At 71.6% G+C, this 26,186-nt stretch carries 26 protein-coding genes and 1 tRNA gene; 16 read left to right on the forward strand and 11 right to left on the reverse strand.

All coding sequences use genetic code 11. The annotated features are described in order from the left end of the window. Positions 1-167: 167 nt before the first annotated feature. The gene (locus tag ACIA8D_RS23645; protein ID WP_399235135.1) at positions 168-1,337 is read right to left on the reverse strand and encodes a steroid 3-ketoacyl-CoA thiolase; all 1,170 of its coding nucleotides are present in this window, start codon (positions 1,335-1,337) and stop codon (positions 168-170) included. 252 nt (positions 1,338-1,589) lie between these two features. On the opposite strand from ACIA8D_RS23645, the gene ACIA8D_RS23650 reads away from it, so the two are divergent. Further along, positions 1,590-2,831 carry a cytochrome P450 gene (locus ACIA8D_RS23650; RefSeq protein WP_399235137.1) on the forward strand — a complete coding sequence of 414 codons (1,242 nt, stop codon included), beginning with the start codon at positions 1,590-1,592 and terminating at the stop codon, positions 2,829-2,831. 46 nt (positions 2,832-2,877) lie between these two features. On the opposite strand, the gene ACIA8D_RS23655 is transcribed toward ACIA8D_RS23650, so the two are convergent. Then, a complete protein-coding gene (locus ACIA8D_RS23655; RefSeq protein ID WP_399235139.1) occupies positions 2,878-4,905 on the reverse strand; it encodes a bifunctional glycosyltransferase 87/phosphatase PAP2 family protein in 2,028 nt (675 codons plus the stop codon). 357 nt (positions 4,906-5,262) lie between these two features. On the opposite strand from ACIA8D_RS23655, the gene ACIA8D_RS23660 reads away from it, so the two are divergent. Together ACIA8D_RS23660 and ACIA8D_RS23665 are read left to right on the forward strand one after the other, a co-directional pair. Beyond that, positions 5,263-6,648, forward strand: coding sequence for an MFS transporter (locus ACIA8D_RS23660; RefSeq protein ID WP_399235141.1), 1,386 nt, complete (start codon positions 5,263-5,265; stop codon positions 6,646-6,648). A gap of 299 nt (positions 6,649-6,947) precedes the next feature. Further along, positions 6,948-7,634 carry an O-methyltransferase gene (locus ACIA8D_RS23665; protein WP_399235144.1) on the forward strand — a complete coding sequence of 229 codons (687 nt, stop codon included), beginning with the start codon at positions 6,948-6,950 and terminating at the stop codon, positions 7,632-7,634. Here the strand turns inward: ACIA8D_RS23665 and ACIA8D_RS23670 are convergent. Further along, entirely contained in the window at positions 7,619-8,026 is a 408-nt protein-coding gene (locus ACIA8D_RS23670) for a hypothetical protein (protein WP_399235146.1), read from the reverse strand. The genes ACIA8D_RS23665 and ACIA8D_RS23670 overlap by 16 nt on opposite strands. A gap of 77 nt (positions 8,027-8,103) precedes the next feature. On the opposite strand from ACIA8D_RS23670, the gene ACIA8D_RS23675 reads away from it, so the two are divergent. After that, a complete protein-coding gene (locus ACIA8D_RS23675; protein ID WP_399235148.1) occupies positions 8,104-8,529 on the forward strand; it encodes a DUF1992 domain-containing protein in 426 nt (141 codons plus the stop codon). Positions 8,530-8,554: 25 nt separating this feature from the next. After that, positions 8,555-8,872, forward strand: coding sequence for an antibiotic biosynthesis monooxygenase family protein (locus ACIA8D_RS23680; RefSeq protein ID WP_399235149.1), 318 nt, complete (start codon positions 8,555-8,557; stop codon positions 8,870-8,872). Between the two features lie 352 nt (positions 8,873-9,224). Here the strand turns inward: ACIA8D_RS23680 and ACIA8D_RS23685 are convergent, their stop codons facing one another. Both ACIA8D_RS23685 and ACIA8D_RS23690 read right to left on the reverse strand, forming a co-directional pair. Next, entirely contained in the window at positions 9,225-9,668 is a 444-nt protein-coding gene (locus ACIA8D_RS23685; protein WP_399235151.1) for a hypothetical protein, read from the reverse strand. Positions 9,669-9,673: 5 nt separating this feature from the next. After that, positions 9,674-10,315 carry a hypothetical protein gene (locus ACIA8D_RS23690; RefSeq protein ID WP_399235152.1) on the reverse strand — a complete coding sequence of 214 codons (642 nt, stop codon included), beginning with the start codon at positions 10,313-10,315 and terminating at the stop codon, positions 9,674-9,676. A 126-nt stretch (positions 10,316-10,441) separates the two neighbouring features. Here ACIA8D_RS23690 and ACIA8D_RS23695 point away from each other — a divergent pair, with 126 nt between their 5' ends. Beyond that, positions 10,442-10,996 carry a GNAT family N-acetyltransferase gene (locus ACIA8D_RS23695; protein ID WP_399235154.1) on the forward strand — a complete coding sequence of 185 codons (555 nt, stop codon included), beginning with the start codon at positions 10,442-10,444 and terminating at the stop codon, positions 10,994-10,996. Here the strand turns inward: ACIA8D_RS23695 and ACIA8D_RS23700 are convergent. Then, on the reverse strand, positions 10,923-12,995 hold the full coding sequence (locus tag ACIA8D_RS23700) for a DHA2 family efflux MFS transporter permease subunit (RefSeq protein ID WP_399235156.1): 2,073 nt from the start codon (positions 12,993-12,995) through the stop codon (positions 10,923-10,925). The genes ACIA8D_RS23695 and ACIA8D_RS23700 overlap by 74 nt on opposite strands. A gap of 254 nt (positions 12,996-13,249) precedes the next feature. Between ACIA8D_RS23700 and ACIA8D_RS23705 the strand changes: the two genes are divergently transcribed. Next, positions 13,250-14,083 (forward strand): peptidoglycan-binding protein, encoded by an 834-nt coding sequence (locus ACIA8D_RS23705; RefSeq protein ID WP_399235157.1) that lies wholly within the window; start codon positions 13,250-13,252, stop codon positions 14,081-14,083. 91 nt (positions 14,084-14,174) lie between these two features. On the opposite strand, the gene ACIA8D_RS23710 is transcribed toward ACIA8D_RS23705, so the two are convergent. Then, a complete protein-coding gene (locus tag ACIA8D_RS23710; protein ID WP_399235158.1) occupies positions 14,175-14,852 on the reverse strand; it encodes an HAD-IA family hydrolase in 678 nt (225 codons plus the stop codon). A 215-nt stretch (positions 14,853-15,067) separates the two neighbouring features. Beyond that, complete coding sequence (locus tag ACIA8D_RS23715; RefSeq protein ID WP_399235160.1) at positions 15,068-15,814, reverse strand: DUF4142 domain-containing protein; 747 nt, start codon at positions 15,812-15,814, stop codon at positions 15,068-15,070. Between the two features lie 246 nt (positions 15,815-16,060). Between ACIA8D_RS23715 and ACIA8D_RS23720 the strand changes: the two genes are divergently transcribed. The 4 genes from ACIA8D_RS23720 (at position 16,061) to ACIA8D_RS23735 (ending at position 21,346) form a co-directional block, all read left to right on the forward strand. Continuing rightward, positions 16,061-16,732: an HNH endonuclease family protein gene (locus ACIA8D_RS23720; RefSeq protein ID WP_399235161.1), complete on the forward strand. Its 672-nt coding sequence runs from the start codon at positions 16,061-16,063 to the stop codon at positions 16,730-16,732. Between the two features lie 106 nt (positions 16,733-16,838). Then, positions 16,839-18,470 carry an alkaline phosphatase D family protein gene (locus ACIA8D_RS23725; protein WP_399235162.1) on the forward strand — a complete coding sequence of 544 codons (1,632 nt, stop codon included), beginning with the start codon at positions 16,839-16,841 and terminating at the stop codon, positions 18,468-18,470. Positions 18,471-18,865: 395 nt separating this feature from the next. Beyond that, positions 18,866-20,797 carry an FAD/NAD(P)-binding protein gene (locus ACIA8D_RS23730; protein WP_399235163.1) on the forward strand — a complete coding sequence of 644 codons (1,932 nt, stop codon included), beginning with the start codon at positions 18,866-18,868 and terminating at the stop codon, positions 20,795-20,797. A 96-nt stretch (positions 20,798-20,893) separates the two neighbouring features. Beyond that, the gene (locus ACIA8D_RS23735) at positions 20,894-21,346 is read left to right on the forward strand and encodes a DoxX family protein (RefSeq protein ID WP_399235165.1); all 453 of its coding nucleotides are present in this window, start codon (positions 20,894-20,896) and stop codon (positions 21,344-21,346) included. Between the two features lie 93 nt (positions 21,347-21,439). Here the strand turns inward: ACIA8D_RS23735 and ACIA8D_RS23740 are convergent, their stop codons facing one another. Next, the gene (locus ACIA8D_RS23740; RefSeq protein ID WP_399235168.1) at positions 21,440-21,955 is read right to left on the reverse strand and encodes a superoxide dismutase family protein; all 516 of its coding nucleotides are present in this window, start codon (positions 21,953-21,955) and stop codon (positions 21,440-21,442) included. A gap of 267 nt (positions 21,956-22,222) precedes the next feature. On the opposite strand from ACIA8D_RS23740, the gene ACIA8D_RS23745 reads away from it, so the two are divergent. Next, the gene (locus ACIA8D_RS23745; protein ID WP_399235169.1) at positions 22,223-22,855 is read left to right on the forward strand and encodes a DedA family protein; all 633 of its coding nucleotides are present in this window, start codon (positions 22,223-22,225) and stop codon (positions 22,853-22,855) included. Positions 22,856-22,877: 22 nt separating this feature from the next. Here the strand turns inward: ACIA8D_RS23745 and ACIA8D_RS23750 are convergent, their stop codons facing one another. Further along, complete coding sequence (locus tag ACIA8D_RS23750) at positions 22,878-23,111, reverse strand: DUF2277 domain-containing protein (RefSeq protein WP_399235171.1); 234 nt, start codon at positions 23,109-23,111, stop codon at positions 22,878-22,880. Positions 23,112-23,234: 123 nt separating this feature from the next. Between ACIA8D_RS23750 and ACIA8D_RS23755 the strand changes: the two genes are divergently transcribed. Then, positions 23,235-23,630, forward strand: coding sequence for a hypothetical protein (locus ACIA8D_RS23755; protein ID WP_399235173.1), 396 nt, complete (start codon positions 23,235-23,237; stop codon positions 23,628-23,630). 24 nt (positions 23,631-23,654) lie between these two features. Here ACIA8D_RS23755 and ACIA8D_RS23760 read toward each other — a convergent pair. Continuing rightward, positions 23,655-23,726 (reverse strand) — tRNA-Val (locus tag ACIA8D_RS23760). A gap of 155 nt (positions 23,727-23,881) precedes the next feature. On the opposite strand from ACIA8D_RS23760, the gene ACIA8D_RS23765 reads away from it, so the two are divergent. The 3 genes from ACIA8D_RS23765 to ACIA8D_RS23775 all read left to right on the forward strand — a co-directional run bounded on the left by ACIA8D_RS23765 (position 23,882) and on the right by ACIA8D_RS23775 (position 26,097). Next, the gene (locus ACIA8D_RS23765) at positions 23,882-25,264 is read left to right on the forward strand and encodes a hypothetical protein (RefSeq protein ID WP_399235175.1); all 1,383 of its coding nucleotides are present in this window, start codon (positions 23,882-23,884) and stop codon (positions 25,262-25,264) included. 92 nt (positions 25,265-25,356) lie between these two features. Then, positions 25,357-25,881 (forward strand): DUF4383 domain-containing protein, encoded by a 525-nt coding sequence (locus tag ACIA8D_RS23770; RefSeq protein WP_399235178.1) that lies wholly within the window; start codon positions 25,357-25,359, stop codon positions 25,879-25,881. A 3-nt stretch (positions 25,882-25,884) separates the two neighbouring features. Then, positions 25,885-26,097, forward strand: coding sequence for a zinc ribbon domain-containing protein (locus tag ACIA8D_RS23775; protein ID WP_399235180.1), 213 nt, complete (start codon positions 25,885-25,887; stop codon positions 26,095-26,097). Positions 26,098-26,186: the final 89 nt, after the last annotated feature.

Genomic DNA, 26,186 nt, shown 5'->3' on the forward strand with positions numbered 1-26,186 from the left:
TCAAGCCCTCCCCGGCCCCTGAGCGGCGGGCCGATCAAGCCCCTGCGGCGATTGAGCAGGCGGCGCCGTGGGCGACGTCTCGAGGCTCCGCCCCGGACGCCGCTGCCCAATCGCCGCAGGGGCTTATTTCGCTCACCCGTACCAGGGGCTCGATTTGCCCACCCGGCCTACAAGCGCTGGATGATCGTGCCGGTCGACAGCGCGCCACCCGCGCACATCGTGATGAGCGCGAACTCCTTGTCGCGGCGCTCCAGTTCGTGCAGCGCCGACGTGATCAGACGCGCCCCCGTCGCCCCCACGGGGTGACCGAGGGCGATCGCGCCGCCGTTCACGTTGACCTTCTCCAGGTCCTGCTCGAAGACCTGCGTCCAGCTCAACACCACCGAAGCGAACGCCTCGTTGATCTCGACGACGTCGATGTCCTTCAAGGTCATCCCCGCCTTGCCGAGCACCGCCCGCGTCGCGTCCACCGGCCCGTCCAGGTGATAGTGCGGGTCCGCACCGACCAGCGCCTGCGCCACGATCCGCGCCCTCGGCCTCAGCTTCAGCGCCCGCGCCATCCGCTTCGACGCCCACATGATCGCGGACGCCCCGTCGGAGATCTGCGAGGAGTTGCCCGCCGTGTGCACGGCCGTCGGCATCACCGGCTTCAGCTTCGCGAGGCCCTCCATGCTCGTGTCGCGCAGCCCCTCGTCCCGGTCGACGAGCCGCCACATGCCGTGCCCCGCGGCCTGCTCCTCCTCCGTGGTGGGCACCTGCACCGCGAACGTCTCGCGTTTGAACCGCTCCTCGGCCCACGCGGTGGCGGCCCGCTCCTGGGAAATCAGCCCGAGCGAGTCCACGTTCTCCCGCGTCAACTCCCGCCTGCGTGCGATGCGTTCGGCCGCCTCGAACTGGTTCGGCAGATCCACGTTCCACTCCTCGGGGAACGGCTTCCCCGGCCCGTGCTTGGACCCGGACCCCAGCGGCACCCGCGACATCGCCTCGACACCGCAGCTGATCCCCACGTCGATGACGCCCGCCGCGATCATGTTGGCCGTCATGTGCGAGGCCTGCTGCGACGAACCGCACTGACAGTCGACCGTCGTCGCCGCCGTCTCGTACGGCAGCCCCATCGTGAGCCACGCCGTGCGCGCCGGGTTCATGGACTGCTCGCCCGCGTGCGTGACCGTGCCGCCCACGATCTGCTCGACGCAGTCCGGCTGAATGCCGGTACGGCCGAGGAGTTCGCGATAGGTCTCGCCCAGCAGATAGGCGGGATGCAGATTGGCCAGCGCGCCGCCGCGCTTGCCGATCGGGGTGCGTACGGCTTCGACGATGACGGGCTCGGCTGCCATGACCTACGTCCTCTCCAGGATTCCCGGACCAGCACGACCAGAACTGGACAGACTTCGCGGACCTCGTACACACGAAACTAGAACGCGTACCAGTTCTGCTTGCAGTCTCATGGGCCTTACCCCCGGTACGCAAGGGGCGTGCACGCACAACGCACCGAACCGACACGACCGGGGGCCTTGCTACTTCTAGAACCCGTTATTACCTTCACAGCCACAACTGACGGAGCGTCAGACCACCACGGGAGTGACTCCATGCCGTGCCCCGCGCTGCCCGACGGGTTCGACTTCACCGACCCCGATCTCCTCCAAAACCGCGTGCCATACCCGGAGTTCGCCCAGCTTCGGCAGGCCGAACCGGTCCGCTGGATCCCGCAGGAACACGGCATCTCCGGCTTCGACGACGCCGGCTACTGGGCCGTGACCCGCCACGCGGACGTCAAATACGTCTCCACCCACCCGGAGATCTACTCGTCCAACACCAACACCGCCGTGATCCGCTTCAACTCCTCGATCGAGCGCGACCAGATCGACGTACAGAAGATGATCATGCTCAACATGGACCCGCCCGAGCACACCCGGGTACGCCAGATAGTGCAGCGCGGGTTCACGCCGCGCGCCATCCGGTCCCTGGAGGAGAAGCTCAGGAACCGCGCCCGCGACATCGTCGCCACGGCCGTCCAACAGGCGGGCCCCGACGGCGCGTTCGACTTCGTCACCAACGTCGCCGTCGAACTGCCGCTGCAAGCCATCGCCGAGCTCATCGGCATCGAGCAGAAGGACCGCGCCAAGGTCTTCGACTGGTCCAACAAGATGGTGGCGTACGACGACCCGGAGTACGCGATCACCGAGGAGATCGGCGCCGAGGCCGCCATGGAGATCGTCGGCTACGCGATGAACCTCGCGGCCGACCGCAAGAAGTGCCCGGCCAAGGACATCGTGACCCAACTGGTCGCGGCCGAGGACGAGGGCAACCTGTCCTCCGACGAGTTCGGCTTCTTCGTGATCCTGCTCGCCGTCGCCGGCAACGAGACGACCCGCAACGCCATCACCCACGGCATGCACGCCTTCCTCACCCACCCCGACCAGTGGGAGCACTACAAGAGGGAGCGCCCGAGCACCACGGCCGAGGAGATCGTGCGCTGGGCGACCCCGGTCGTCTCCTTCCAGCGCACCGCCACCCAGGACACCGAGCTGGGCGGCCAGAAGATCAAGGCGGGCGACCGGGTCGGCCTCTTCTACTCCTCCGCCAACCACGACCCGGAGGTCTTCGAGAACCCGGACGCCTTCGACATCACCCGCGACCCGAACCCGCACCTCGGCTTCGGCGGCGGCGGCCCGCACTTCTGCCTCGGCAAGTCCCTGGCGATCCTGGAGATCGACCTGATCTTCAACGCCCTGGCCGACGTGGTCCCGGACCTCCGCCTCGCGGGCGACCCCCGCCGCCTGCGCGCGGCGTGGCTGAACGGCGTCAAGGAGCTTCAAGTGGCTACTTGACCCCCTCTCCCGGGCGGGCAATCAATGCCGCTGCCCGGGTGGGCAATTAGAGCCCCTGCGGCGATTGAGCAGCGGGGTCAGGGGCAGCGCCCCGCGACCGCGACACCGGCGCCGCCAAAGAGACCCGCGGCCCCGACAACACATACGTAAGGCCAAACCCGGCCCCAACGACCACCGCACCCCCCACCGCGTCGAGCACCCAATGGTTCCCCGTCGCCACGATCGCGGACACCGTGAACAAGGGGTGGAGAAGGCCCAGCGCCTTCATCCACCACCTCGGGGCGAGCGCCACGATCACGACGCCGCACCACAGGGACCAGCCGAAGTGCAGCGACGGCATCGCGGCGTACTGGTTGGTGACCGCGGTGAGCGTCCCGTAGTCCGGCTTGGAGAAGTCCTGCACGCCGTGGACCGTGTCGATGAAGCCCAGCGTGGGCATCAGGCGCGGCGGCGCGAGCGGGTACAGCCAGAAGCCGACGAGGGCCAGCACCGTCGCGAAGCCGAGGGAGGCGCGCGCCCAGCGGTAGTCCGCGGGGCGGCGCGCGTAGAGGACCGCGAGGACGGTCAGCGGCACCACAAAGTGAAAGGACGTGTAGTAAAAGTCGAAGAAATTGCGCAGCCATCCGACCGGGACGACCGCATGGTTCACCCAGTGCTCGATGTCGATGTGCAGGAACCTCTCCAGTGAGTGCACCTGCGCCCCGTGCTGTTCGGCCCGCTCCCTGCCGCCCGCCGCGACGATCCTGACCTGCTGGTACGCGGTGTATCCGACGCGGATGAGCAGCAGTTCGAGCAGCAGGTTGGGGCGGGCGAGCGCACGCCGCCACACCGGCAGCAGCGGCACCCACGCCCAGCGCGCGGGGACCGGCTCCGTATGGACGGTGGGCCGCACCGCCCCGTAGGCCGGATCGGCGCGCCGCAGGAAGGGGACGGCGCAGGCCGCGGCGAGCACGGCGACCAGGACGAGGTTGTCCCGCAGCGGCGCGAGCACCGGCAGCTTCGGCAGGATCGAGGAGGCCGGCAGCGTCATCACCAGGACGACGGCGACCGGCCACACCGCCCGGTCGGCGGTCTTGGCCCCCACGCGGCCGACGACCGCGAGCAGCACCCACAGGAGCTGGTGCTGCCAGGTCGTCGGGGACACCGCCACCGCGACACAGCCGATGATCGCGACGGCGAGCAGCAGTTGCCCGTCGCGCGCGTACGCGACGGAACGGCGCAGGCCGAGCACGGTCACGGCGACGCCGAGCGCCAGGAACAGGGCGATCTCCAGCGGCCCGGAGAGGCCCAGCCGCAGCAGCATCCCGTGCAGCGACTGGTTGGCGACGGCCGCCGGATCGGCGGCGAGCCCGGTGCCCGCCACATGATGCACCCAGTACGTCCACGAGTCCTGCGGCATCGCGAGCCAGGCGACGCCGGTGCCCGCGACGAAGGCGGCCCCCGTCGCCGCGGCGGCGCGTCTGCGGCCCGTGAACCAGAGGAGCGGTGCGAACAGCAGCACCGTCGGCTGGAGCGCGGCGGCGACGCCGATCAGCACGCCGGACGCCACCTGCCCGCGCACGGCGAAGCAGCCGAGCAGCACGAGCAGGACCGGCAGGATGCTGGTCTGGCCGAGCGTGAAGGCGTTGCGCACCGGCAGCGACAGCATGAGCAGGCTGATCGCGACGGGCGCCGCGAACTGGGCGGTGCGCCGGGAGACGGGCCGCGGCAGGGCGTGCGCGGCGACCACGCCGAGCGCGACGACCAGGGCCAGCGAGCCGAACGTCCAGCCCCAGCCGAGTGCTTGCTCCGCCGCGCGGGCGAGCGGCTTGAGGACGAGCCCCGCGAACGGGGGCCCGGTGAACCGGTCCGGCGCGTCGTACAGCGATCCGCTGACGTGCAGCACCCCTTCGGGGCCGATCCAGGTCTCCAGGTCGGTGAGGCGCTCGTCCGCGGGAGTGCTCAGCACCGCCACGAGTTGCCGCGCGCCGAGCACGGCCGCGATCAGCCACAGGCCGGCGCGCAGCACGCCGAGCCGCCCCGTCACCGGATCCATGGATCCCGGCGCCACTCCTCCGTGCTCCGCGTTCGCCACGCCTTTCGGACCTCCCGCTCAACTCGGCCGGTTCACCGACATACACCGCACTCCCGGTAAGACGCAGGCAACTGCTCCTTCACCTGTCTGTCCACCGGGATTTGACGGATAGGCAGTGTCTTCGGCCACTTTGTCCCAGCCTTCACACGTGCGGTTCCGCGACATAGATCACAAGAATTTGCATCAGCACCGCGCGAACGCTTCGACGTTTCCCCAGGCCGGAGGGCATTTCCTCACGGATAGAAGTTAACTGAACACTACCCGTTACGGGCGCGGGCGCCCCTATGGTCGATGCGTCGGCCGTTCCGCGTGAACGGCCGTTGCTCTTGTCCCCGACGAAAGGAAGGCGAAGGACCCGTGTCCAGCGCCACTTCCATCGCCCCCGATACCGGCAGGTCCTCCGCTCCCGCGCGAGACCTCACCTCATCCGAGCCCACCACCACCGACCCCGCGCTGGTCAAGCGCGCGGTCAAGGCGGCAGCCCTCGGCAACGCGATGGAGTGGTTCGACTTCGGCGTCTACGGCTATCTGACCGCGACGCTCGGCCACGTCTTCTTCCCCACGGCCTCGAGCACGGCACAGGTCCTGTCCACGCTCGGCACCTTCGCCGCCGCTTTCCTCGTGCGCCCCCTCGGCGGCGCCTTCTTCGGCCCGCTCGGCGACCGCATCGGCCGTCAGCGCGTCCTCGCCATCACCATGATCATGATGTCGGCGGGCACCTTCGCGATCGGCCTGATTCCGTCGCACGGCGCCATCGGCATCTGGGCGCCCGTGCTGCTGATCGTGGCGCGCATGGTGCAGGGCTTCTCGGCCGGTGGTGAGTACGGCGGCGCGTGCACGTTCATCGCCGAGTACGCGCCGGACAAGCGCCGCGGCTTCTTCGGCTCGTTCCTGGAGCTCGGCACGAACGCCGGTTACGTCGCCGGTGCCGCCCTCGCGACGGTGCTCACGACGACGATGGCCACCGACGACCTCTACAGCTGGGGCTGGCGCATCCCGTTCCTGATCGCGGGCCCGATCGGCCTGGTCGGTCTCTACGTCCGGATGAAGCTCGAGGAGACCCCGGCGTTCAAGAAGCTGGCGGACGAGGCCGAGGCGAAGGAGAAGTCCTTCCCGAAGCCGAAGCTCAAGGAGATGTTCGTCGGCAACGCGAAGCCGATGTTCCTGTGCATCGCGCTGGTCCTGGTCTTCAACGTGACCGACTACATGCTGCTCTCCTACATGCCGACGTTCCTCAGCGAGGAGCTGAACTACGACGCCACGCACGGCACGCTGATCCTGATCGGCGTGATGCTGCTGATGATGGCCGTGCAGCTCCCGATGGGCCTCGCCAACGACCGCTTCGGCCACCGCTGGGTGATCGGCATCGGCTGCGCCGGCTTCCTCGCGCTGTCCGTCCCCGCCATCCTGCTGATCCAGCAGGGCTCCACGTGGGCGATCGCGCTCGGCCTGGCCGCGCTGGGCCTGCTGCTCGTCTCGTTCACCTCGTCGATGCCCTCGACGCTGCCCGCCCTGTTCGACACGAAGGTCCGCTACGGCTCGCTGGCCGTCAGCTTCAACCTGTCCGTCTCGATCTTCGGTGGTACGACGCCGCTGGTCGTGGCCTCCCTCATCGCGGCCACGGGCAACCTGATGATCCCGGCGTACTACATGATGGCCGCGGCCGTCATCGGCGGTATCGCGGTGTGGCGCATGAAGGAGTCGGCGGGCAAGCCGCTGCCGGGCTCGCCGCCTGCGGTGTGACGCGCACGTAGTTCCGCGTAGTTCTTCGAGCGGGCGGGGGGGGGGGGGGGGGGGGGGGGGGGGGGGGGCCGGCGCCGCCCCCCCCCCCGGCCCGGCCCCCCCCCCCCCCCACCACCCACCACCCCCCACCCCCCCCCCCCCCCCCCCCCCCACCCCGGGGGGGGGGGGGGGGGGGGGGGGGGGGGCGGGGGGGGCGGCGGGGGCGGGGGGGGTGGGGGGGGGGGGGGGCCCCGCCCCCCCCCCCCCCCCCCCCCCCCCCCCCGCCCGCTTTCGCGTTCCCCCTGCCTACGCTGACGGCCATGACGACTCACCCGCACACCGGTCGGCCCGAGTCCGCCGCCGCCGTCGACGCCTACCTCGCAGGCCTCCTCGCCCCCGCCGACGAGGCCCTGGCCGCGGCCCTCGCCGACAGCGAGGCGGCGGGGCTGCCCGGCATCAACGTCTCGGCCACCAACGGGAAGCTGCTGCACCTGATCGCCCGCGTCCAGGGCGCCCGCCGGATCCTGGAGATCGGCACGCTCGGCGGCTACAGCACCATCTGGCTGGCCCGCGCGCTCCCCGCCGACGGAACGCTGATCACCCTGGAGTACAGCGCCCGGCACGCCGAGGTGGCCCGCGCCAACATCGCCCGCGCGGGCCTGGAGAAGGTGGTCGAGGTCCGGGTGGGCGCGGCGCTCGACTCGCTGCCGCGCCTCGCCGAGGAGAGCGCCGACTTCGACCTCGTCTTCATCGACGCGGACAAGGTCAACAACCCGCACTACCTGGAGTGGGCGCTGCGCATGACGCACCCGGGCAGCGTGATCGTCGTCGACAACGTGGTGCGCGGCGGCCGCGTGACGAACCCCGACGCCACGGAGGACGACGTCGTCGGCACCCGCGCCGCGCTCCAGTTCCTCGCGGACCACCCGCGGCTGGACGCGACGGCGATCCAGACGGTGGGCTCGAAGGGGCACGACGGGTTCGCGCTCGCCTACGTGAGTTCGTGACAGAAGCCGACGTTCACGCTGCGCGGTCCGCTCCGGTCGGCCACCAGCACCTCGCCGGAGGAGCCGCGCGGCAGCGTCACCACCCCGCCGTACGTGACGGGTTGTCCCATCCCCCGGCCGTGCGGGCCGAACCGCACCCGTACCTCGGAGGCCGGGTCGTCCTGCGAGCCGCGCAGCCAGAACAGGCCCCAGTCGCCGTCCGGGCCGCACCGGAACTCCAGGTGCACCCGCGACACGAACAGCCAGTCCTCCGGGGTCACGAGGCGGCACACGCTCGCGTCACGGCCGACGCGCAGCACGGCGCCCGGCTCGCTGCGGGCCTCGGCCATCGCCATCGCGGCCGTCGCTCCCGCGTCGCCACCGGACATGGTGGCCATGGTCAGTTCGAGCACCGTGCTCCCCCCACCACCGTCGTGCCTTCGTCACTCGCAGCCTATGGCGCCCCGATCCGCTCTGGGACACTTGCTTCATGACCGAACGAAAACCGCCTGGAGTCAGCTTCGAGTCATTCGTCGACAAGCAGATCCGTGACGCGGAACGACGCGGCGACTTCTCCTCGCTGCCCGGCGCGGGCAGCCCCCTCGATTCCTCGGCCGACACCACGTACGACGAGAACTGGTGGATCAAGGGAAAGCTGGCCCGCGAGGGCTTCTCCGTCCTGCCGCCCTCGCTCGCCCTGCGCAAGGAGGCCGAGGACACGCTGGCGGCGCTGGCGAAGGCGCCGTCGGAGCGGGTCGTGCGCGACAGGCTCACGGAGCTGAACGACAAGATCCGCGACATGATGTTCAAGCCGCCGCCGGGCCCGCCGCTCGGTCTGAAGCCGTACACCCCGGACGAGATCGAGGAGTTGGTACGGGAGTGGCGGGCGGCTCGGCCGGGCCGCGATTCGGCCTGAGGGGGCGCTGAGGCACGATGGACGCATGAGCGTAGTCAAGATCAACGTGCTGACCGTCCCTGCCGAGCAGCGGGAAACCCTGGAGAAGCGCTTCGCATCGCGCGCGGGCGCCGTCGAGAACTCCGACGGCTTCGAATGGTTCGAGCTTCTCCGTCCCATCGAAGGGACCGACGACTACCTCGTCTACACGCGCTGGCGTGACGAGGAGTCCTTCCAGGCGTGGATGGAGGGCCCGATGAAGTCGGCCCACCAGGGCGGCGGCGACCGCCCCAAGCCCGCGTCGAGCAGCGCCGCGGTGTGGTCCTTCGAGGTCGTGCAGCAGGCGGCACCGAAGTCGGCGTAGCACCTCCGGCGCCCTGCCCCACCCGGGCGGGGCGCCGCCGTGACGTTCCGGGGTGCGCTGGCCCGGTGTGCTGGTGGACCGGGGCCCCTGGGCTACCGGAACCGGGCCCCGTGGCCTACCGGGACCAGGCCCCGTGGGCCTGACTCGGTCACCCCGAGGCCCCTCGCCCACCTCCCACCACCCGCCCCCTCCGGGGGCTCCCGCCCCGAAGCGGGCGGGGCCCAGAGCGAGACGGGCGCCGCCAGGCGCGGAACGCAGGACCCGGAACCGGCACACTCGCTGCGCCGCGTCGCCAGGCGCGCGGGCCTCGGCCCGCCGCGGGGTGTCGCGGCGGGCCGAGGAGCCGGGGCGTTCAGAGCCTCAGCAGGCGTTCCGCCGTCTCCCGGTAGTCCCGGAGGGCCTGGCGGAGCTGTTCCGTGTCCTGGGTCGAGCCCTGCCAGGACGTGCGCAGGGTGCGACGGTGGCTCGCGAGGGTTTCGGCGAGGCGGGCCGTCAGGTCCTCCAGGACGTGGTCGGCCTCCTCCACCGAGGCACGCGGCTCGTCGACGAAGCCGGTGAGCGCGTGCCGCAGCCGGCCCTCGAGCTCCTCGCGCTCACCCGTGGGAACGAGGACGCCGCGCCGTTCGTGCGTGGGGGCCGCCGACCTCGGGCTCTCCGGGTCGGCCGCGGTACTCGTCGGGTCCCGCACGATCCTCTCGTCGGCCTCGGCCCGCCGGCCGGGAGCCGCCGGCCTCCCCGGGTCCATCGCGATCCCCTTGTCGACCCCGTCGGCCTCGGCCCGCTCGATGTCCGTCATCGACCTCAACTCCCCTTCGCCAGACGCCCCTTGAACGCACCGGAACGCTTGTGTGTGGGCCGGTCCGTGGCGCGGCCGCGGGGCGTCGCGCGATCCGGTCCGACCAGTTCGTCGAAGAGCGGCCGCGCCTCGACCATCGCCTCGCGCAGCTCCTCCGTCCCGGTTCCGCTCTCCGCCGCGCGGCCCGTGCGGGCGTGCGCCGCGCGGTGCACGCGCCGGTACCCGTGCACATGCGAGCCGTGGTGGACGGAGAGCGCGTCGAGCTGCTCCTCGTAGTGGACGCCGTCCGGGAAGCCGCGCTCGTGCGCCAGGTCGGCGAGGAGCGTGTCGGCCTCGGCGACGGCGACGTCCGGGGACTCGACGAAGCGTTCCTGGGCGTCGGCCCAGCGCGCCAGATAGCGCTCGCGGGCGACGGGGTCCAGCGGCTGCTCGCGCAGCGCACCGTGCCGCTTCACGCGCTCGGTGAGCTCCCGCTCCGCCGCCCTGGTGTCACCGTCGTGCCGTGCCACGGTCCGCTCGTACTCGGGCCCGAAGCGGCGCCGCAGGCCGCGCCCGCCGCGGGGCGCGGTCCGCGCGGCGAAGATCCCCGCCGCGACGACGACCACGACCCCCACCACGATCAGAGCGATGATCAAGCCTGTGGACATGACTGCCTTCCCTCAACTGTGGCTGTTCCACGCCGGGTTGCCCCGGTCGACGGCCTGAAACAGATCCGAACCGGCCACGGTGAAACCCGGTTGCGCCACACCACCCCACCGGCCTCACCATGTCCCATGAACACCACGTCCTGGACCGTCTCCCCGGAGCCGTACGACTCCCCCGTCGCGGCCGCGCTCTGGCGCGCGTACTACACGGAGGTCAGCGACCGCTGGTACCTGCTGCACGAGGGGCACGCCACGGATCCGGCCGAGCTGGAGCCGGCGATCGCCGCCGAGTCCGGCAGCGAACTCGCGCCGCCGCACGGCCGGTTGATGCTCGCCCGGTACGCGGGCGAGCCCGCGGGGACGGCGGGCGTACGCCTCGTGGACGCGGACACGGCGGAGCTCACGCGCGTCTACGTACGCGACGAGCTGCGCGGCAAGGGCGGCGCCGCGCTCCTCGTGGCCGCGGCCGAGGACGCGGCCCGCGCGCTCGGCGCCACCGCGATCCGCCTCGACACCCGCAGCGACCTGGTGGAGGCGCGGTACCTGTACGCCCGGCTCGGCTACGCGGAGACGGCGCCGCACAACGACGACGTGTACGCCGAGCACTGGTTCAGGAAGCCGCTGGCGCCACCCCGGTCCTCGCATGCGGCCGCTCCGCGTCCGAGCCGCACATCTCCGCGTTGAGGTCGGCGACCAGTTCGACGAGGTCGCGGGGCCGGTCCGGGCCCCACCAGTCGCCGAGCAGTTCGGCGAGGGACTCCTCGCGGGCGCGTCCGAGGCGTTCGGCGACCGTGCGGCCCTCGTCGGTGAGGATCAGGTCGGGACCCTCGCGCACGGCGAGGTGACGCTCCTCGACCTGCCGGGCGGCGTCGAGGATCACGGGCAGCGGGATCGCCGTGTACTCGGCCAGCACGCCCGGCTCGGCCCACCCGTTGCGATGGGTGCGCAGGACCAGCCAGCTCGCCGCGGGCAGCAGGTCGTAGCCGGCCTTCGCGGTGATCTTCTCGTACACCTCGCGGCGCCCCTCGCGGCTGCCGAGCGTGGACAGGGCGCGCGCCGCCTCGTCGTAGGAGGAGCGCTCGACGGGGTTGCTGGCGAGCGTCTCGGTGACGTCGGGCGCGGTGACCGAGCCGCGCAGCGGGTCCTCGTGCAGCAGCAGCGCGAGCGCGAAGGCGAGCAGCGTGATCGGGACCGCGTACAGGAAGACGTCCGTGATGGACGTGGAGTAGGCGTGGATGACCGGGTCCCGCACGTCCGGCGGGAGGGCGGCGATGCCGCGCGGGTCGGCGCCGAGCGAGTCCGGGGTGACGCCCGGTGGCAGCTGCCGTCCGGTGAGGGCGTCGCCGAGTCTGCTCGCGAGCTGGTTCGCGAAGATCGTGCCGAAGATCGCCACACCGAACGAGGCTCCGATGGACCGGAAGAACGTGGCGCCCGATGTGGCCACGCCCAGATCCTCGTACGGGACGGCGTTCTGCACGATCAGGACCAGGACCTGCATGACGAGGCCGAGGCCCGCGCCGAAGACGAAGAAGTACAGGCTCATGATGCCGGTGGCCGTGTGCTCGTCCATGTTGTGCAGGAGCAGCAGCCCGATCATGGTGATGGCCGTGCCGGCGACCGGGAAGATCTTCCAGCGGCCGGTGCGGCTGACGACCTGCCCGGACAGCGTGGTCGACAGCAGGATGCCGAAGACCATCGGCAGCATGTGCACACCGGACATGGTCGGCGTGACACCCTGGACGACCTGCAAGAACGTCGGCAGGTACGTCATCGCGCCGAACATCGCGAAGCCGATGACGAAGCTGATGACCGCCGACAGGGTGAAGGTGCGGACGCGGAACAGGTGCATCGGCAGGACCGGCTCCGTCGCCCTGAACTCGACGAACACGAAGGCCGTCCCGAGCACGACGCCCAGGATCGCGAGCCCGATGATCTGCGGGGAGCCCCACGCCCATGTGGTGCCGCCGAGCGAGGCGACCAGGACGAGACAGGTGGCGACGGAGGCGACGAGGAACGTGCCGAGGTAGTCGATGCGGTGCTCACGGGAGCGGACCGGGATGTGCAGGGCCGCGGCGATCACGAGGAGCGCGACGACGCCGATCGGCAGATTGACGTAGAAGACCCAGCGCCAGCTCAGATGCTCGGTGAACAGGCCGCCGAGCAGCGGCCCGAGGACGCTCGTCGCGCCGAAGACCGCGCCGAACAGGCCCTGGTACTTGCCGCGTTCACGCGGCGAGACGATGTCGCCGACGATCGCCATGGACAGCACCATCAGGCCGCCGCCACCGAGTCCCTGCAGGGCCCGGAAGCCGATCAACTGCCCCATGTTCTGGGCGAGTCCGCACAGCGCCGAGCCCACCAGGAAGATGACGATGGCGAGTTGGAAGAGCTTCTTGCGTCCGTACTGGTCGCCGAGCTTCCCCCACAGTGGGGTCGCCGCCGTCGCGGCGAGCATGTACGCGGTGACGACCCAGGACAGATGTTCCAGGCCGCCCAGGTCGCTGACGATGGTCGGCAGCGCCGTCGACACGATCGTCTGGTCGAGCGAGGCCAGCAGCATGCCGAGCAGCAGCGCGCCGATCGACACGAGGACACCGCCGGTCTTGGCGTTCTCCTTGGACGCGGCGGGGGCTCCACGACCGCTGTCTCCGGGCCCCACGGCATCGATGTCCTGGCTGCTCATGGCCACCTCCGAAGCCGGTCCGGCGCGGACGGAGCCGGGTGCTTGGTACTTCCCATCCTGGTAGGTGTGACCCGGTTTGGCCTGTTGAGTCATGCGTCGCACAAAGTTTTGCGCGACGGCCGGCGGTCACGGTGTGCACACGCGTAGCGACGAGCGTTTATGGGACCGGCGCTGCGGCCGGGGCCCGCGGGTCTGCATAATGCGCTGCAGCGACCGGGCGGGGGGCCAGGGCGTCCGCGAGGGGGTACCGAGCAGTGAGCGATGAACGTCGTACGTGTCCGGAGTGCGGGTCCGCGGAGGGGCCCGACGGGGCGCCGTCCTGCGCCTGCGACCCGGAAGCCTTCGCTCCGCTCCGTGTCCGCCCCTACGTATCGCTCTCGGAGCCCTCGCAGCCGGCCCCGCCGCGGGCCGTCGACCCGTACGCGTATCCACCGCCGCCCCCGCACACCGCGGACGACGCCGACGACGGCCGGGAGCCGGACGAGCCGCCCCGGCGCGGCCGGATGCTGCTGCTCTCCGCGGTCACCGGCGTGCTGAGCGTGGCGACCCTGGTGACGGTGCTGATCACGTCTCCGGGCGACGACGGCGCGTCCGCCTCGGACAACACGGCGGCGACGGCGACAGCGGTGCCCGCCGCCCCGTCCCGCTCGGCGGCCCCCACCACGCGCCCCGCGTCCCCGTCGGCGAAGACCTCACCGTCCGTATCGCCGACACCGACGCCCACGAGGACGGCCTCGGCCTCCCCCACATCGCCCCACAAGAAGCCCGACACGAAGCCGAAGGAACGCAAACCGAGCCCGTCCGCCTCGGCCTCCCGCACGTCGTCGACGACACCGGCGGACGGGACGACCCTGCGCAAGGGCGACAGCGGCCGCGAGGTCGTCGAACTCCAGTGGCGCCTCAAGCGGTTGAACCTCTACGTGGGCGAGATCACCGGCGACTTCGACGGCCCCACGGAGACCGCGGTCGGCACCTACCAGCTCTCACGCGGCATCCAGGACGACGAGCGCGGCGAATACGGCCCACCGACCCGCACGTCCTTGGAACGAGAAACCGCCGACAGACGCGACGACCACGACCACAGGTAGGCAAAAAAGGGGGCGCGGGGAACTGCGCGCGCAACCACGCATGAGCGCACCCAGCGGTCGACGCACACCTCTGTGGCCCAGGGCAAAAACGTCACCCCACGTGCAGCGCAACCTCGCCACCGGCCAAAACCTCAACCTGCACACCCGAAAGATCCGGCACACAAACGGTCGCCCCATGAGAGACCGCCCGGGGCCCGACCCCGACCACCCGCATCCCCGCGGAGCGCCCCGCCGAGATCCCCGCCCCCGAGTCCTCGAACACCACGCAGTCAGCCGGGTCGACCCCCAGCTCGGCGGCACCCTTCAGGAACCCCTCGGGATCGGGCTTGCTGGCCCCCACGTTCTCAGCGGTCACACGGACCGCCGGATACGCGAGCCCCGCCGCCCCCATCCGGGCCGTCGAGAGCGCGAGGTCGGCCGAGGTGACGAGGGCGTGCGCGACGCCGCCCGTGACCAGGGACTCCAGGAACCGGGGAGCGCCCGGTACGGCGACGACGCCCTCCACGTCGGAGGTCTCCTCGGCGAGCATCCGCGCGTTGTCCGCGTAGTTCTCCGCCATCGGCCGCCCGGGGAGCAGCTCGGCGAGCGTGGCGTGGGCCTGGCGGCCGTGCGCGACGGAGAGGACGTGCTCGGCGTCGAATCCGTGGGCGGCGGCCCAGCGGCGCCAGATCCGCTCGACGACGGCGTCGGAGTTGACGAGGGTGCCGTCCATGTCGAGGAGGAGTGCGCGCGCCGTGAGAACAGTGGGCACCGTGGGCGAGGCCGTCATCGGCGGGCTCCAGACCTGTGGAGGCGTGCGAAGGAGACAAGGCGGCCCCGCCCGCTGGTCAGGGTTGAACGGGCGGGTGCCACTTTGTTTCTCCACGATACAAAAACTCACCAGAAGATCGCCACCCGGCCCCCCACGCACCACGCCGCTCCCCTCCCACCCCGTCCGCACCGCCCCTCGGCACCTCCCGCCCGCACCCCCTTCCGCGCCGCCGCTCAGCGCGTCGTCGGCGGCGACGACGGGAACGTCTTCGTGTACGGATTCGGCAGCCCCGGCGGCGCGACCAGCGCGACCTGCGGCGCCCCGGGCTGCGGCACCGGCGGGGTCATCTGCGCCTTCGGGACCCTCGGCGGTCCGGTCTGCTCGGCGAGGGCCTGGTCCATGTTGACGAGGCCGGTCTTCTCCAGGACCTCCATGTGGTCGCGCACCACGTCGTTGGCCTCGTTCGCCAGCCGCCGTATCTCGGAGTTCTGCGTGGTGGCCCGGATGTTGCTGATGGCGGGGAAGATCTGCCCGTGCGTCACGCGCATGATGTTCGATGCCGTGGAGTCGAACTCGGTGCCGCGCTTGGACTCCACCGTCGCCACGAACTGCTGCTGCTGCGGCGTGGCTTGATTGGGAAGCGTGATGCCCAGATCCTGCGAGATCTTGCGGCAACTGGCGTCCAGCAGGGAGTGCCCGACGACGAGGTGCTGCCCGGCCGTCTTCATCTCCGGCGTCGTCCCCCGCTTCAGAACCTCCTGCCCCAGGGGGAATTCCCACAGCCCCGCCGATCTGACCTTGACCACGAAGTCCCGGTCGGCCTCGGTGAGCGGACCCCACCGGGTACTGGCGACGACGCGGGTCTGCGTCGTGGTCGTGTTCTGCACGCCGAGCATGGCCGGGTAGGCCAGGGCCGAGACGGTCACGATCAACGCGCCGATCACGAAGAGGTTTCCGGCCGTGGAGCGCGAGAGTCGCATGGTGCCTCCAGTCGCGAACGAGGGACACCGGAGAGTACGGACGCGAACCCCGCCCCGATCAGCACTCGGCGAAATTCCCCTCGTTCTTTTTCACGCCCACCCTCCGCCAACTCCCGTTTCGCCGGGACCACTTGTGATCGCCCGTCCGGCCCGCCACCATATTGACGCGACCCTGCCACATGCGGCACCCCACCGCGCGCCGCACGGCAGACCCCGGTAACTCCACCCCACCTCAAGGGAGTTCACATGCGCCGCACCTCACGCCCGCACCGCGTCGGCCGGTTCTACGCGCGTCGAATATCGATCGCCGGAGCCGCCGTCGGCACCACCGCCCTCGCCCTGCTGCTCACCACCCCGTCCGCCCAGGCCTCCCCGCCCACCCCCGTCAGCGCCGCCACCGCCCGCACGTACCTCGGCGAGCTGACCGAGAAGGCGGAAGGTTCCTCCGACGGCTACAGCCGCGACAAGTTCCCGCACTGGATCACCCAGTCCGGCGCGTGCAACACCCGCGAGGAGGTCCTCAAGCGCGACGGGAAGAACGTCCAGACGGGCTCCGACTGCGCGGCGACGTCCGGGAGTTGGTACTCGGAGTACGACGGCGCGACCTGGACGGCGTCCTCCGACGTCGACATCGACCACGTCGTCCCGCTGTCCGAGGCGTGGAAGTCCGGCGCGAGCGCCTGGACGAACGACCAGCGTCAGGGCTTCGCCAACGATCTCACCCGGCCGCAGCTCATCGCGGTCACCGACAACGTCAACCAGTCCAAGGGCGACCAGGACCCGGCCGAGTGGATGCCCTCGCGCACCGCGTACACCTGCACGTATCTGCGGATGTGGGTCCAGGTGAAGCACCACTACGAGCTGAGCGTCGACCCGGCGGAGAAGTCGGCGATCGCGTCGGGGCTCAGCGGCTGCTGAACCCCGCGGCCCTGCCGTTCAGGTATTGCCGGAACCGTCCCGCCCACCTCCGACGTTCCGTACCGTACGGGACCGGAACATCGGGGCTACGAGCGGAGGCGATCACGTGGCGAGGCTGCGCCTTGGACCACTGCTGCGGTACGTGGACGAGGAGACGGCGACGGTGTGGGTCGAGGCGAGCCGACCCTGCGTCGCCGAGGTGCGCTGCGCGGACGGCGCGTCGGGCAGCGCACCCACGTTCCAGGTCGACGGGCACCACTACGCGCTGGTCCCGGTCACCGGCCTCACGCCCGGCACGGAGACCGCGTACGAGGTGATCCTCGACGGCGGCGGGGTCTGGCCGCTGCCGGACTCCCCGTTCCCGGCGAGCACCATCCGCACCCCGGCGTACGAGGCCGACACCCCGGTGCGCGTCACCTTCGGCTCCTGCCGCTGGGCCGCGCCACCCGCCGCCGAACACGACCCCGTCGGCCCGGACGCCCTCGACACCCTGGCCGCCCGCATCGCCGCGGACCCGCAGGGCGAGCGCCCCGACGTCCTCGTCCTCCTCGGCGACCAGGTCTACGCGGACGAGACCTCGCCCGCGACGCAGGCGTGGCTGGCCCGCCGCCGCGACCTGTCCGACCCTCCCGGCACGGAAGTCGCGGACTACCAGGAGTACACGCACCTCTACTACGAGTCGTGGCTCGACCCGGAGGTCCGCTGGCTGCTTTCGACGGTCCCAAGCGCGATGATCTTCGACGACCACGACCTGATCGACGACTGGAACACCAGCGCCGCCTGGCTCGCGGACATGCGCGAGGTGCCGTGGTGGCGCGAGCGGATGCTGAGCGGCCTGATGTCGTACTGGGTGCACCAGCACATCGGCAATCTCTCACCGGCGGCGCTCGCGACCGACCCGGTCTACGCGGCGGTGCGCGCGACACCCGACGGCACGGACGCGCTGCGGGAGTTCGCGGCCCGCGCCGACGAGGACCCGGCCTCGGTCCGCTGGAGCTACCGCCGCGACTTCGGCCGCGTACGGCTGCTGATGGTGGACACGCGGGCGGCCCGGGTCCTCGACGAGCAGAACCGGGCGATGCTCTCCCCCGGCGAGGCGAAGTGGCTGCGCGCGCAGGCCCTCGCGGACCACGGCACGTACGACCACCTCCTCATCGGCACGTCGCTGCCCTGGCTGCTCCCGCACCTCATCCACGACGCGGAGGGGTGGAACGCGGCGCTGTGCCGGGGCGAACGCGGGCCGCGCTGGGCGCGGTTCGGGGAGGATCTGCGGCGCAGGGCGGACCTGGAGCACTGGGCGGCGTTCCCGGCGTCGTTCGCGGCGCTCGCCGACCTGATCGCCGAGGCGGGTTCGGGCGAGTCCGCCCCGGCGACCGTCTCGGTCCTCTCGGGCGACGTCCACCACGCGTACGTCGCCGAGCCGACCTGGCCCGCGGGCGCGGAGGCCCCCAGTGCCCGCGTCCTGCAACTCACCTGCTCCCCGGTGCACAACTCCGTGCCGGCCTCCATACGCGTCGGCTTCCGCTTCGGCTGGAGCCGGTTCGGCCGCCTCCTCGGCCGCCGCTTCGCCCGCCACGCCCGCGCGGGCACCCCCCACCTCACCTGGAGCCGCACGGGCGGCCCCTGGTTCGGCAACCAACTGATGACCCTGACCCTGCGCTCCCGCGCGGCAACCCTGACCCTCGACCAGGCGGACGCCCGCCGAGGCATGATCAGAACAGAGCAACGCTCCCTCTAGAGCCGCCGCGGCCCGGCCCCCGCATCCCAAGCCCCTGGGCGGGGGCCGGTATTTCAAGCCCTTGCGGCGCTTGAGCAGCGCCTGTCGGCGCCGGTCTCCATCTCAAGCCCCTGCGTCGCTTGAGCAACAAGCCCCTGGGCGGGGGCCCGCATTTCAAGCCCCTGCATCGCTTGAGCAACAAGCCCCTGGGCGGGGGCCCGCATTTCAAGCCCCTGCGGCGATTGAGCAGCGGGGTCCGGGGCAGAGCCCCGTGACGTGGGAGGACGCTCCCGTCAGCCAACGCCCACCACCACCGGGTGACCCCGCCCACACCCCCACCACTCCCCGAAGGGAACCGGCATGATGACCCCGTCCACCCGCTTCCCAGCAGCCCCACATGCCACGGGAGTCCCACCTTGCCTGTCCCCCACCCCGAGCTCGCCGTCGCCGTCGTCGGCGCGGGACCCCGCGGCACCAGCGTCCTGGAACGGCTCACCGCCTCGGCGGACGAGCTCCTGCCACCCGGGACCCGGCTCACGGTCCACCTGATCGACCCGCATCCGCCGGGCGCTGGCGCGGTCTGGCGCACGGACCAGGCGCCGGAACTCCTGATGAACACGGTCGCCTCGCAGGTCACCCTGTTCACCGACGACAGCGTCGACTGCTCGGGCCCGGTCCGCCCCGGCCCGAGCCTGTACGAGTGGGCCGAGCGGCACGACGTACCGGTGGGCCCCGACGCGTATCCGACCCGCGCCCAGTACGGCCGCTACCTGCGCTGGGTGTACGCCCGGACGGTGGCCGCCGCCCCCGCGTCAGTGGAGATCGTCGCGCACGCCACCCGCGCCGTCCGCCTCGACGACGCGGAGGACGGCCTGCAGACCCTCGCCCTCGCCGACGGCCCCCGCCTCACCGGCCTGCACGCGGTCGTCCTCACCCAGGGCCACCTGCCCACCGCCCCCGCCCCCGCCGAGCGCGACCTCACCGAGTACGCCCGGCGGCACGGCCTGCGCCACATCCCGCCCGCCAACCCGGCCGACCTCGACCTGGGATGCCTGGCCCCCGGCGAACCGGTGCTGCTGCGCGGCCTCGGCCTCAACTTCTTCGACCACATGGCCCTCTTGACGGAGGGCCGCGGCGGACGCCACATACGTACGGCGGACGGCGGCCTGCACTACATACCTTCCGGCAACGAGCCCCGCCTGTACGCGGGTTCGCGCCGCGGCATCCCGCACCAGGCCCGCGGCGACAACGCGAAGGGCGCGTACGGCCGCCACCAACCCGCCGTACTCACATCGGAGTTGATCGACGGGTTCCGCAAGCGGACCGAATCCGGCGACGCCCCCGACTTCCTCGCCGACATCTGGCCGCTGGTCGCGAAGGAGGTCGAGACGGTCTACTACGAGGCGCTCCTGCGGACCACCGACGACCGTCCCCGCACCGGCGAGGACGTCAGCGAGGACTTCCGGCAGCGCTTCCTCGCCACACCTCACCGCTCCCACCAAGAGGCCGCAGCCCTCAGGGAGTTCGGGATACCCGAGACCCTGCGATGGTCCTGGGACCGCGTCTCCCGCCCCGCCTCGGGCCGCACGTACACCTCTCCCGCCACATGGCGCGCCTGGCTTCTCGGCCATCTTCGCGAGGACGCCGCACACGCCGCGCTCGGCAACGTCGACGGACCGGTGAAGGCCGCCCTCGACGTGCTGCGGGACCTCCGCAACGAACTGCGGCTCGTCGTCGACCACGGCGGCCTGACCGGAGCCTCGCGCCGCGACCACCTCGACCAGTGGTACACCCCGCTCAACGCGTTCCTGTCGATCGGCCCGCCCCGGCGGCGCATCGAGGAACTGACCGCGCTCATCGAGGCCGGCACCCTGACCGTGGTGGGACCGCGCATGGAAGTGACACCCCAGGACGGCCGCTTCGTCGCGCACTCACCCGATGTGCCCGGCTCGACCGTGAGGGTCACCACACTCGTCGAGGCCCGGCTGCCCGAGCCCGACCTCCGCAGGACCGCCGACGACCTGCTCGAACAGCTCCTGAAGACCGGCGGCGCCCGCCCGCACACGGTCGAGGGGCACGAGACCGGGGGCCTCGACGTCACACCCCGCCCGTACCGCCTGATCAACCGTCAGAGTCGCGCGCACGCACGGCGGTTCGCCTTCGGAGTGCCGACCGAGGGGGTGCACTGGGTGACCGCCGCCGGGGCCCGTCCGGGCGTCGACTCGGTCACCCTCTCCGACGCCGACGCGGTGGCCCGCGCGGCCCTGAACGTCACTGGTACAGCCGTCGAAGCGGAGGCGGACCATGGCCTGATGTTGAACTTGCAAGCACTAGTTAGGTTCCCCTAATCTTTGGCGCCCCACACCGGTGGCGGCAGCGGCGACGAAGGCGCTCCGCGCGCCGGACATCTCGGTTTCGTCCCCACCGACCGAAGGAGCCCCACCATGACTGGACGTCTGAACAGCGCCCAGCCCTACGCTCTCGGCCTCTTCCGCATCGTCATCGGCCTGCTCTTCACCTGCCACGGCGCCTCCTCCCTCTTCGGCGTCCTCGGCGGCGCGACGGGCAACGGCGGCACCGTCCCGACCGGCACCTGGCCCGGCTGGTACGCGGCCGTGATCCAGCTCGTCGGCGGCGGCCTCGTGCCGCTCGGCCTTGGCACCCGCTTCGCCGCCTTCATCGCGTCCGGCTCGATGGCCTACGCGTACTTCAAGGTCCACCAGCCCGAGGCGCTGTGGCCGCTCCAGAACGGCGGCGAGGCCTCCGTGCTGTTCTGCTGGGCGATGCTGCTGCTCGTCTTCACCGGCTCCGGCGCCCTCGGCCTCGACCGCCTCTTCGCCGGACGCGGCGAGCGGGTCGAGGAGACGGCCCCGGCCGGCGAGGCAGTCCCGGCCTGACAGCCGGCACGTACGACGACGGCCCGCTCCCCACGTGGACTCGTGGAGGGCGGGCCGCCGTCGTCGTACGCGCGGACCCTCAGGGGCAGGACCTCAGGAAACCGAGGCGAACGGCACCGTGAAGCACGCCACCCGCTCGCCCGCCGAGCCCGGCTTGTCGTGGATCACGATGGAGCCCGCGCCGCCCGGCCGCAGCCCCCAGTCCTTGTGCACCTTCGCCCAGCCGTTGCCGTCCTCGTCGGCGGCGAAGTCGAGCCAGAGCTCGTTCTCCGCGGTCACCCGCTTCGGGTCCACCACGTTCTGGTAGTGCCCGCCCGCCGCCTTGGGGTCGGCGCCACAGGCCTTCTGGTGCACGTGCGCGCCGTACTCGTGGCCCGGGACGAGCCCCCTCACCCGCAGGCTCACCGTCATGCCCGCGTCGGTCCCGTGCTGCGCCACCTGGATCGCCGACGCCGGGGGCACGAGTGCCTTGTCGTACGTGAGCGCCGACGACGCGACGAAGGCGTCGAGCGGCGAGAAGTGCCCCGCCGCCCGCACCCAGTAGGTCGTCGTCGCGCTTGCGGTGCCGCTGCTCACCGCGAGCACGGCAGCCGCCAGGGCACCTGTCACGATTTTCGCCTTCATTCCCGTTTCCTCCGCTCACCCGGGGTCACCAGACCCGTGCTCTTGCTGAGCTTTTGGTACGGGACGTGACCGAGCCATCACGGCAGGAACACGCGGGAACGTGAGATCCGGAACAACTGTGCCCCTTTCGCCACTTCAGCCACTTCCGAGGCGTACGCTGTAGAGCTGTCATGTCAGCCGCTCCTGTCGGGAGGGAACGGCCGGAAAGCAGCCGGATAGCACCGGATCGGTCCGTACGGGAGTAGGCGAGCAGTGCTGCAGAACGTCCTGGGGTCGTTGACCGACAGCTCGTGGATCTACGCGATCGTGGCGCTCTCCGTCGTCTTCGACGTGTTCGTGCCCGTGCTGCCCAGCGGCTTCCTCGTGATCGCCGCGGCCACCGCGACGGCGGGCGGCGCCGCCGCCACCGGCGGAGTGCCGCACCCCAACCTCCCGGACCTGCTCGCCCTCACACTGTGCGCCGCGACGGCCTCGGTCCTCGGCGACCTGATCGCGTACCGGCTCGCCGCGCGCGGCGGTGAGCGCCTGGATCGCGCCCTCGCCCGCTCCCGGCGTCTGAGCACCGCGCAGGAACGTCTCGGCGGGGCGCTCGCGCGGTCCAGCGGCGGGCTGCTCGTGATCATCGCCCGGTTCGCGCCCGCGGGCCGCTCGGTCGTCTCCTTCGCGGCCGGCACGGCGCACCGCCGGGTCCGCGAATTCCTGCCGTGGTCGGCTGCGGCGGGCGTGGCCTGGGCCGCGTACAGCGTGGCGCTGGGCTATCTCGGCGCGCAGTGGCTGGGCGCGAGCTGGCTCTCCACCATCGTCTCGGTCCTCGCCCTGGTGGGCGCGGGCGCGGTGGCGGCGTACGTGATGCGCAGGCCGGTACCGGCCACCCAGGAGGCCTGAGCGGCACCTCCCGGCCGCCGGATCAGGAGGCCTGGGCGGGCCTGGGGTGCCCGCGCACCTCGAGGTCGTCGAGCAGCGCGGCGGTCGCGCGGGCGATGTCGTCCACGGCCCGTTCGAACACCTCGCGATTGTGCGCGGCCGGCGCCCTGAAGCCGGACACCTTCCGCACGTACTGCAGGGCGGCGGCCCTGATCTCGTCCTCGGTGGCCTCCTCGGGGAGCGCGGGCGGGCGAAGGGTCTTGATGCTGCGGCACATGCCTCCAGTCTGCCGCCGCGGGGCGTCGCGCACCCGGCGATCGACCACACGTTCGCGTGAACTGCCCGCCGAAGTAGCCGAAGTTGCTCGCACCTTCAATTCGAACAGACGTACCATTGCCGGGTGGCAGCGATCGATGATTCCGACTTCGACTTCCCCGGCGACCTCCTCGCCGGCCAGGCCGAGCTGCATCAGATCAGGGCCGAGCTCCTGGCCCTGCTCAAGCGGCTCCCCTGGTCGGTCGAGCCCCATGACGCCGTCATGGACACGCAGGGGTGGCGCAAGGTGGAGCGCGCGGCCTCGCCCGGCTGGAGCGAGGACGATCAGGCGGAGGTGGAGAAACTCCGCAGGCGCGAAATGGAACTGGCCGTCTTCGTGACGTGCCACCGGTACTGGTCCGAACTGACGGGCGGCGACGCGGTGCGGGCCCGCGCGCGCCTCAAGCACGTGCACGACGCGCCCGAACCCGAGCGGCCCGCCCAAGAGGGCTCCGGACACGACGAAGGCCCCCGGGCCTGATCGCCGGAGGGCCTTCCATCACGGTGGGCGCGGACGGTTTCGAACCGCCGACATTCTGCTTGTAAGGCAGACGCTCTACCCCTGAGCTACGCGCCCGTGCTCCCGGCGCGCGGCCAGGACGAACCGACAGCCTACCTTGCCGATACCCATGCTCGGCACACGGGTATCGGGGAAAGTCACCCGCCGAACCGCGAACTAATGGACCCGTGTGTTCGTCATTAACCGATGGGAGAATGGACCGGGCAGGGCTGATGACGGCACGGACAGCGCGGGAGAGGTTAGTGACGGCGACGACGACCACAAGGAACCGCCGTGCCCTCACCGACGCCCTGACCCTCGCCCTGCTCCCGCTCCCCCTCCTCGCGGCCACCCTCACGGGCGCGTTCAACGCCGGCGGCACCCGCCGCTGGTTCGGGGGCCGCGCCGAGTCGCAGCGCGCCCAGGCGCAGACCGCCAAGGACGACGCGGCCGCCGCCTTCTACGAGCTGGACACCGCCCAGCGCGACCTGCGCATCTCGATAGAGACGATCACCGCGGTCGACGACTCGCCGGCGGCCCGCCGCGCCGTCGACGACTTCGCGGGCCTCGGCCGCCGCATCGACGAGGTCAGCGGGCAGTACATCACCGCGGTCGACGCCCACGACCTGGACCGCGACGACCTGGAGGCCTCCGCCGCCTCCCGCGCCCATGCCGAACTGACGCAGGCGAAGCAGCAGTTGACGCAGGTCAAGCAGGACCTGGACCGCTTCGCTCAGGGCATCGGACCGCTGCTCGGCAAGGCGGAGACGCAGCTGGCGCGGGTTGCCCCCTCCGTGGAGCGCGCGCGGCAGGCCCTGCTCGCCGCGACGACCGCGCTCGACTCCGTACGGCAGGCCCGGCTGAAGGCCGACGACCTGGCAGCCCGGCTCGCCTCCCTCGGCCCCGAGCTGACCAAGCTCAACCAGGGGGCGGGGCAGCACGGCGTACCGGAGACGCTGGAGCGCGCGGAGCGGGTCGCGCGCGGCGCCGAGTCCGTGCGGGCCGAGGCGGAGCGGCTGCCCGAGCGGGCGGCCGAGATCGACCGCAGGCTCGTCTCGCTGCGCACCCGCGCCCAGGCGCTCCAGACGCGGGCGGGGCAGGTCGAGCCGGTGCTCAGCGAGCTGCGGCGGCGGTTCACGGCCGCGTGCTGGCAGGACCTGCAGTCCGTGCCGGACACGGCGGCGGAGAACGTGCGGCAGGCCGAGTCCAAGCTCGCCGAGGCGCGTGCGGCCCGCGAGAGCCAGGACTGGCCGAACGCGACGGCGCTGCTGTCCACGGTGCGGGCGCTGCTGAACGCGACGGACGAGTCGGTGTCCGCCGCCTCCGACCGCCTGCAGCGGCTGAACGCGGTGTCCAAGGACCCCCGCGCGGAGATCGACCGCACCCGGTTCGCGATCCGGGACGCGCAGCGCCTCGCCATGGCCGGCCGCTCCACGCCCGACCCGCGGCACGCCCGCCCCCTCGACGAGTCGGTGGCCCGGCTCGACCGCGCCGTCGCGGGCCTGGAGGGGCGCCACCCCGACTACTGGCACTTCCTGACGGAGACGGAGGGCGTGCGGCGGACGGTGGCGCGCGTGGTCACGCAGATCCGGGAGGACCGGGGCGGCGGCGTCTGACGTTGGCGTTCCCCGTGTGACGGGCGGATCCTTGAGGTGCGTACGTGCGTCAGGTGCGCACGTATCGCGTCGTGCAAGGAGGCGAGGCGATCATGTCCACGCACGTGCTCCACCCCAGGCCCGGACGCCATGTCACGCTCGACGAGCATCTGCCCCTCGACCACCGGCTCAGCAGGGTGTACCGGACCGGCGCCGGACTGATGGGGCTCGTCCTGCTCGCCTTCGGCATCCTCGGGCTCATTGACAAGATCGGCTTCTTCGACACCCGCGGGGACACCGTCGCGGGCCTGAACACGAACGGCGCGCTGAGCGTGCTGTCCATCTGCGTCGGACTGCTGCTCTTCGTCGGCATGCTGATCGGCGGCAACTTCGCCTCGACGCTGAACATGACGCTGGGCATCCTGTTCATCCTCAGCGGCTTCGTGAACCTGGCGCTGCTGGACACCAGCCTCAACTTCCTGGCGTTCCGCATCCAGAACGTGCTGTTCAGCTTTGTCGTCGGGGTGCTGCTGATGTGCTTCGGCATGTACGGGCGGGTGAGCGGGACGCTGCCGCACGACAATCCGTACTGGCAGGCCAGGCACGCCCCGAACGACCGGGCCCGACCGTACTCTTGACGCATGCCACGCTACGAGTACCGCTGCCGCAGCTGCGCCGCGACGTTCGAACTGTCCCGCCCCATGTCCGCCTCGGCGGACCCGGCCACCTGCCCCGAGGGCCACGAGGACACGGTCAAGCTGCTCTCGACGGTCTCGGTGGCGGGCACGGCACCATCCCCGAGTGCCTCCACCGGCGCCGGCGGAGGCTGCTGCGGCGGCGGCTGCTGCGCCTAGGTCGTGTCCGCAAAGTGGTTGGCGCGTTGGTGTTTTCGTGGTGCGTCGTCATGAGCTGACTGATCAGGCCTGGGTGGTCGTTGAGCCGT

It is taken from the genome of Streptomyces sp. NPDC051684, assembly GCF_044453445.1.
Taxonomy (GTDB): Bacteria; Actinomycetota; Actinomycetes; order Streptomycetales; family Streptomycetaceae; genus Streptomyces.